At 65.2% G+C, this 6,000-nt stretch carries 5 protein-coding genes; 1 reads left to right on the top strand and 4 read right to left on the bottom strand.

Annotation, left to right across the window (positions count from 1 at the left end):
* Positions 1–170: 170 nt before the first annotated feature.
* The 4 genes from ACVOLR_RS08430 to ACVOLR_RS08415 are packed head-to-tail and all read right to left on the bottom strand — an operon-like array spanning position 171 to position 4,870.
* The gene (locus ACVOLR_RS08430) at positions 171–1,730 is read right to left on the bottom strand and encodes a DHA2 family efflux MFS transporter permease subunit (protein ID WP_481536050.1); all 1,560 of its coding nucleotides are present in this window, start codon (positions 1,728–1,730) and stop codon (positions 171–173) included.
* A 7-nt stretch (positions 1,731–1,737) separates the two neighbouring features.
* Positions 1,738–2,919 (bottom strand): multidrug transporter, encoded by a 1,182-nt coding sequence (locus ACVOLR_RS08425; protein WP_481536049.1) that lies wholly within the window; start codon positions 2,917–2,919, stop codon positions 1,738–1,740.
* 11 nt (positions 2,920–2,930) lie between these two features.
* On the bottom strand, positions 2,931–4,418 hold the full coding sequence (locus ACVOLR_RS08420; RefSeq protein WP_481536048.1) for an efflux transporter outer membrane subunit: 1,488 nt from the start codon (positions 4,416–4,418) through the stop codon (positions 2,931–2,933).
* A 5-nt stretch (positions 4,419–4,423) separates the two neighbouring features.
* Positions 4,424–4,870, bottom strand: a complete 447-nt coding sequence (locus ACVOLR_RS08415; protein ID WP_481536047.1) for a MarR family winged helix-turn-helix transcriptional regulator — start codon at positions 4,868–4,870, stop codon at positions 4,424–4,426.
* A 219-nt stretch (positions 4,871–5,089) separates the two neighbouring features.
* Here ACVOLR_RS08415 and ACVOLR_RS08410 point away from each other — a divergent pair, with 219 nt between their 5' ends.
* Positions 5,090–5,953, top strand: coding sequence for a helix-turn-helix domain-containing protein (locus tag ACVOLR_RS08410; RefSeq protein ID WP_481536046.1), 864 nt, complete (start codon positions 5,090–5,092; stop codon positions 5,951–5,953).
* Positions 5,954–6,000: the final 47 nt, after the last annotated feature.

Genomic DNA, 6,000 nt, shown 5'->3' with positions numbered 1-6,000 from the left:
CTCTTGTGTGGCCCAGCAGGGTGGTCTTTGCTTTACTTGTAACCGTTCTTTGCCGCTCAGGGCGCGCCACTACACAAACCGCGAAGCCCGCAATCCTTCGGATCGCGGGCTTCGCTGTTGATCGATTGCTGTCGGCTTCGCGGCTTACGCCGCTCCTACAACAAGCGGGGCTAATGCCCGCCTGCCGATGCTGCGCCAGCGCCCGCACCAAACGGCGGCTTGGCCAGCCACACCAGGCCGATGATCAGCAGGAACACCCAGCCCAGCAGCAGGAAGATGTCGTTGAAGCCCATCTGCGAGGCCTGGTGATTGATCATCTCGTTGAGCACCGCCGCACCATGCTGCAGGTCGCCCTGCCCCATCGCGCTTACCTGATCATGCATACCTGGGTCGTACAGCGACACGTGCTCGGTCAGATCGGCGTGATGCTGCTGGGTGCGGCGCGCCCACAGCCACGTGGTCAACGATGCGGCAAAGCTGCCACCCAAGGTCCGCAAAAATGTCGCCAGACCTGAGCCAGCGGCAATCTCGCGCCCCTCAAGGTCGGACAGCAATATCTGCAGCACCGGCATGAAGAACAGCGCAAGACCAACACCCATCAACAACTGCACGCCAGCGACGTGTTCGAAGTTGACCTGCAGGTTGAAGCCCGAGCGCATGAAACTGGTCATCGACAGAACGAAGAACGCAATCGTCGCCAGATAGCGCATGTCCACCTTGTGGCCGAACTTGCCCAGCACCGGCGCCACCATGATCGGCAGGATGCCTAATGGCGCTGTGGCCAGACCGGCCCAGATCGCGGTGTAGCCCATGTCGCGCTGCAACCACTGCGGGATCATCAACGCCACCGAGAAGAACGCGGCGTAACCGACAATCATCGCCAAGGTGCCAGCGCGGAAGTTGCGATGCCGCAGCAGCTTCAGATCAACGATCGGATCCTTGTCGGTCAGCTCCCAGATCACGAATACCGCCAGCATCACCACGGCGATACAGGTCAGCACCACGATCTTGGTCGAGTTGAACCAGTCCTCCTCGTTACCCAGGTCCAGCATCAGCTGCAGGCAGCCCACGCCGATCACCAGGGTGACCAGACCGACGTAGTCCATCTTTGGCCGCTCGGTTGTTTCCACACGATGGCGCAACTGGCTGCCGACCACGGCCGCGGCGATCACGCCCAACGGTACGTTGATCAGGAAGATCCATTCCCAGCTGTAGTTGTCGGTAATCCAGCCGCCAAGAATCGGCCCGGCAATCGGTGCCACCACCGTGATCATCGCCAGCAAGGCCAGCGCCTGCCCGCGTTTCTCCCGTGGATAGATCGACACCAGCAGCGACTGGGTGATCGGGTACATCGGCCCAGCCACGAAACCCTGCAGCGCGCGCGACACCACCAGCATGCCCATGCTCTGGGCGATACCGCACAACAGCGATGCGATCGAGAACGCGATCGTCGCCCACATGAACAGTTTGACCTCGCCGAAACGGCGACTCAGCCAACCGGTCAGCGGCAAGGCGATCGCGGTGCTCACCGCGAACGAGGTGATCACCCAGGTCGCCTGCTGCGAACTGGCGCCGAGGTTGCCGGCGATGGTCGGCAACGAGACGTTGGCGATGGTGGTATCCAGCACCTGCATGAACGAGGCCAGCGCCAGGCCGGCCGTGCACAACGCAACATTGGCTGGCCCTGCGCCGACCGTCGTGGCCGGCGCCGTGGGAGCTTGAGCGGACATGATGACCTCAGCTGGCGCGCGCGGACGGCGGCAGGTTGTCCTGGATGATGCTGTGGATCATGGCGTCGGCATCATGCAGCTGCTTGGTATAAACCTCAGTGCCGTACACCGTGCCCTTGGCCACGTCAGCCGGCAGCACCGTGCCCTTCTGATCGTGCAGGTTGACCTCGGCCTTCATCGACAGGCCCAGACGCAGCGGATGCTCGGCAAGCTGCTTGGCATCAACGGTGATGCGCACCGGCACGCGCTGCACGATCTTGATCCAGTTGCCACTGGCGTTCTGCGCCGGCAGCAGCGAGAACGCCGAACCGGTACCCAGGCCCAGATTGGTGATGTGGCCCTTATAGGTCACGTCGCCGCCGTACAGGTCCGAGCGCAGCTCCACTTCCTGGCCCAGGCGCATATGGCGCAGCTGGGTTTCCTTGAAGTTGGCATCCACCCACATCTGCTCGGCCGGCACCACCGCCATCAAGGCAGCGCCTGGCTGCACGCGCTGGCCAACCTGCACCGAGCGACGCGCGACATAGCCACTCACCGGCGCAACGATGCCGGCACGCGCCTTGTTGAGGTAAGCCTGGCGCAGCTGCGCGGCCGCAGCCTGCACGTCCGGCTGGGTGGCGATGATGGTGTCATCGACCAGCGCGCGACTGCGCTCGACGGTTTCGCGCGAACCGGCAACCGCGGCTTCGGCAGCGGCCAGTTCGTCACGGGCATGCGCCAGCTCTTCGTTCGAGATCGCGCCGGTAGCAGCCAGATCGCGACGACGGGCGAAGTCTTCGCGGGCTCGCTTTACCGTCACCTGCCGCGCGTTCAATTCCGCCTGCGCACCTTCCACGCTGCGGTACAGTCCGCGCACCTGACGCACGGTGCTGGCCAGGTTGGCCTGCGCCTGCTGCATGGCCACTTCGGTATCGGCCGGGTCCAGCTGCACCAGCAGCTGGCCCTGCTCCACCTTCATGCCGTCATCGGCAGCGATGGAGACGACCGTGCCGGTGATCTGCGGGGTGATCTGCACCTGGTTGCCGCCAACATAGGCGTCATCGGTTTCCTCGGCCCAGCGGCCGAGGAAGTAATACCAGGCGGCAAATGCCACCAGCAGGATCACGATGACGAACAACAAACCGCGCAGCAGCTTGCCGCGACGGCTGGGAGCGGCAGCTGCCGCTTCGGGGGAGGTTGTCTGGCTCATTCGGGGGACTCTCAGGAATGCGTGGTGTCGTTGCCGGCGGCAACGGCCGGCGCCGTGTCGGCGGTGGGCTGGAAGCCGCCGCCGAGGGCGGTGCTCAGGCGTACCGAAGACAGCAGCTGCTGTGATTGCAGGTTGCTCAGCCCTTGGTCGGCCTGCAGCAGGCGGTCCTGGGTGCTGAGTACATCGAGATAGTTGCCGATACCGGCGCGGTAGCGCTGCTGCGCCAGCTCGTAGGCGGTCTGCGCGATGCCGCGCAGTTGCTGCTGCGCCTGCACCTGCTCGGCCAGCGAGCGGCTGGCGTTGACCTGATCGGCGACGTCGCGCAGGGCCTCCACCAGCGTGTTGTTGTAGTTGGCCACGGCAAGGTCATAGTCGGCATCGCTGCTGGCCAGGCCGGCGCGCAGCCGTCCGCCATCGAAGATTGGCAGGCTCAGCGCCGGTGCCAGCAGGCCGAAGGTGGAGCCGCTTTCCAGCAGGCTGCCCAGGTCCTTGGACACCACCCCACCCAAGGCGGTCAGGTTGAGGTTTGGATAGAAACGGGTCTTGGCGACCTTGACCTGCTTGTCCGCCGCTTCCACGCGCCAGCGCGCGGCAACTATATCCGGACGCCGGCCCAGCAGTTCGCTGGGAACTACACCTGGCAGCTGCAGGGCCAGCGGATTCAATTCATTCGGAACCTTGATGTCCAGGCCGCGGTCCGGCCCTTTGCCGAGCAGCGCGGCCAGCGCATTGCGCGACACATCGATCTGCTGCTGCGCGGCCAGTTGCTGTTGTCGCGCGGCAGGCAGCCGGGTCTGTGCCTGCTGCACCTGCAGCTCACTGTCGATGCCGGCGACACGACGCTGGCGGGTCAGTTGCAGGGTTTTCTCGGCGCGTGCCAGTTCGTCATTGGCAACACGCTGCAGTTGACCGGCATGGGCCAGTTGTACGTAACCCTGGACGATGGCGGCGGCCAGATCCAGACGCGCAGCCTGCGCATCCACGGCAGCGGCGTGGCCGCTGTCGACGGCGGCTTCCCAGGCGGCGCGCTTGCCACCCCACAGGTCGACGCCGTAGCTGAAGTTGGCTACGGCCTGCACGCTGCCCATGTAATGGCCACCGATTTCATCACCGGCCATGGATTCGGGCAGGCGCATGCCGGTATAGCCCGGTGACAGCGACAGGTTGGGCTTGCGCTCGGCATTGCTGCTTGCGACATGTGCCTGCGCCTGGCGCAGACGCGCATCGGCTGCCTCCAGCGAGGGCGAGCCGCGCAGGGCTTCGTCGATCAGCGCATCCAGCTGCGGGTCGGCGAGCGCACGCCACCAGTCGCCGGCGGGAAAGCCTGCCGCACTGAGCGGCGTATCGGCCAGGCTGCGGCTGCTGTGCAGGCTGTCGGCATCCAGCAATCGCCCCTGCGGTTGCAGGCCACGGCTGCTGGCGCACGCGGCCAGCGTAAGAACCAGCGCCGCGGCCAGGAGGCCGCGGGCGGGTGAAACCAGGGATGTGGGGGAGGACATGGTTTTCATGGGGTCATCAAGGAGTCACGTATACGGAGCAGCAGGGACATCAACATCTCCCGCTCCTCCGCCTGCAGGTCACGCATGGCGTCTTCCATCACCTTGTCGCCACGCGTTTTCAAGCGCAGCCACAGGGCACGGCCTTCATCGGTGAGCACGATCTGCAATGCACGACGATCCTGCGCATGCGTCTCGCGACGCACGCAACCAAGCGCTTCGAACTTGTCCAGCAGACGGGTCACCGCGCTGGGGACCTGGTCCAGGCCGCGTGCAAGCTGGTTGGCAGTACAAGGCGCCATATGCATCAAGGTCTTCAGACCGATGTAGTGGCTGAATCCAAGGCCGAGGTCTTCCTCGGCCATGGAGGCATCAAGCTGCCGGGCGAGGCCGTCGCGGACTTGCCGCAGCAACAGGCCAAAGCTGGGGGGCTGGGTGGTGTCGGCACAGATCATGGGCGGGCATTTTCCTTCCAGATGGAATATTTCTCAATGGAAATATTCTACTTGGTATCAAATGCTGTGTTGCAGCAATGGTGTCTGCGGCCGACCTGGACACAGTAATGGCTGTGAGCGTGGCCGGGTAATACAATCCAGCCAATGAATGACGAAATCCAGCCAAGCGCAGGCGCAACCCTCTCTTCGGTCCGGCGCCGGGCACCGCAGGGCTTTGACATGCAGCTGCCCGCCCCGCTGCTGCGTGATCAGGAACTGGACTGGTTCGAGCGCGACGACGGACCGCCGGTCTTCGGCTTCCGCTTCGACAGCCCGCAGGGCCTGGCCCGCGAGGTGGACTGGCACCAGCACGCACGAGCACAGCTGATCTGCGTCGAGCGCGGCCTGCTGACCACCCGTACCCGCCACGGCACCTGGTCGCTGCCTGCTGGCTCGGGTGGCTGGATGCCCGCGGCCGAGCCGCATACGGTGGTGATCGACGGCCCGCTGCGTGGCTGGGGTATGGCTCTGGCCAGCCCGGTTTGTATTGATTTGCCCGACGATCCCTGCGTGATCGGCATTTCCCGCCTGCTCAATGCGCTGGCCGAGCGGATCAGCGACTGGTCGCCGGAACAACCGCTGTCTCTGCCCCAGCAGCACATGATGGATGTACTGCTGGACGAAATACGGCAGGCGCCGCGCCAGCGCATGCACCTGCCGATGCCGGCCGATCGGCGCCTGCTGCGGATTGCCTCGCAGCTGCTGGCCGAGCCCGCCGACGACCGCAGCCTTGCGCAATGGGCGCAGTGGGCGGGCTTGTCGCCGCGCAGCCTGAGCCGCCACTTCCGTGATGAGACCACCTTGAGCTTCGCCCAGTGGCGGCAGCAGGCGCGGCTGGCCGAGGCGCTGCGCCGCCTCAACGAGGGCCATGGCGTGGCCGATATCGCCCACGCACTGGGGTTCAGCAGCCCCAGCGCCTTCGTCATCGTGTTCCGCCGCCACTTCGGCCTGCCCCCGGGCCGCTACCAGAGCCGGGCCGATCAGGGGCTGGAAGGCGGGCTCGATCCGGTCCGTGGCTTGGCATCTCCGCCGCCATCCGGATAATCGACGGATCAGGAAGCCGGCGGTCCCCGCCTTGGCCCCGCACAACA

The sequence above is a fragment of the Stenotrophomonas sp. STEN030 genome, from assembly GCF_056759995.1.
The sequence above is the reverse complement of the archived record's forward strand: the minus strand, read 5'-3'. Positions and strand labels throughout refer to the sequence as shown.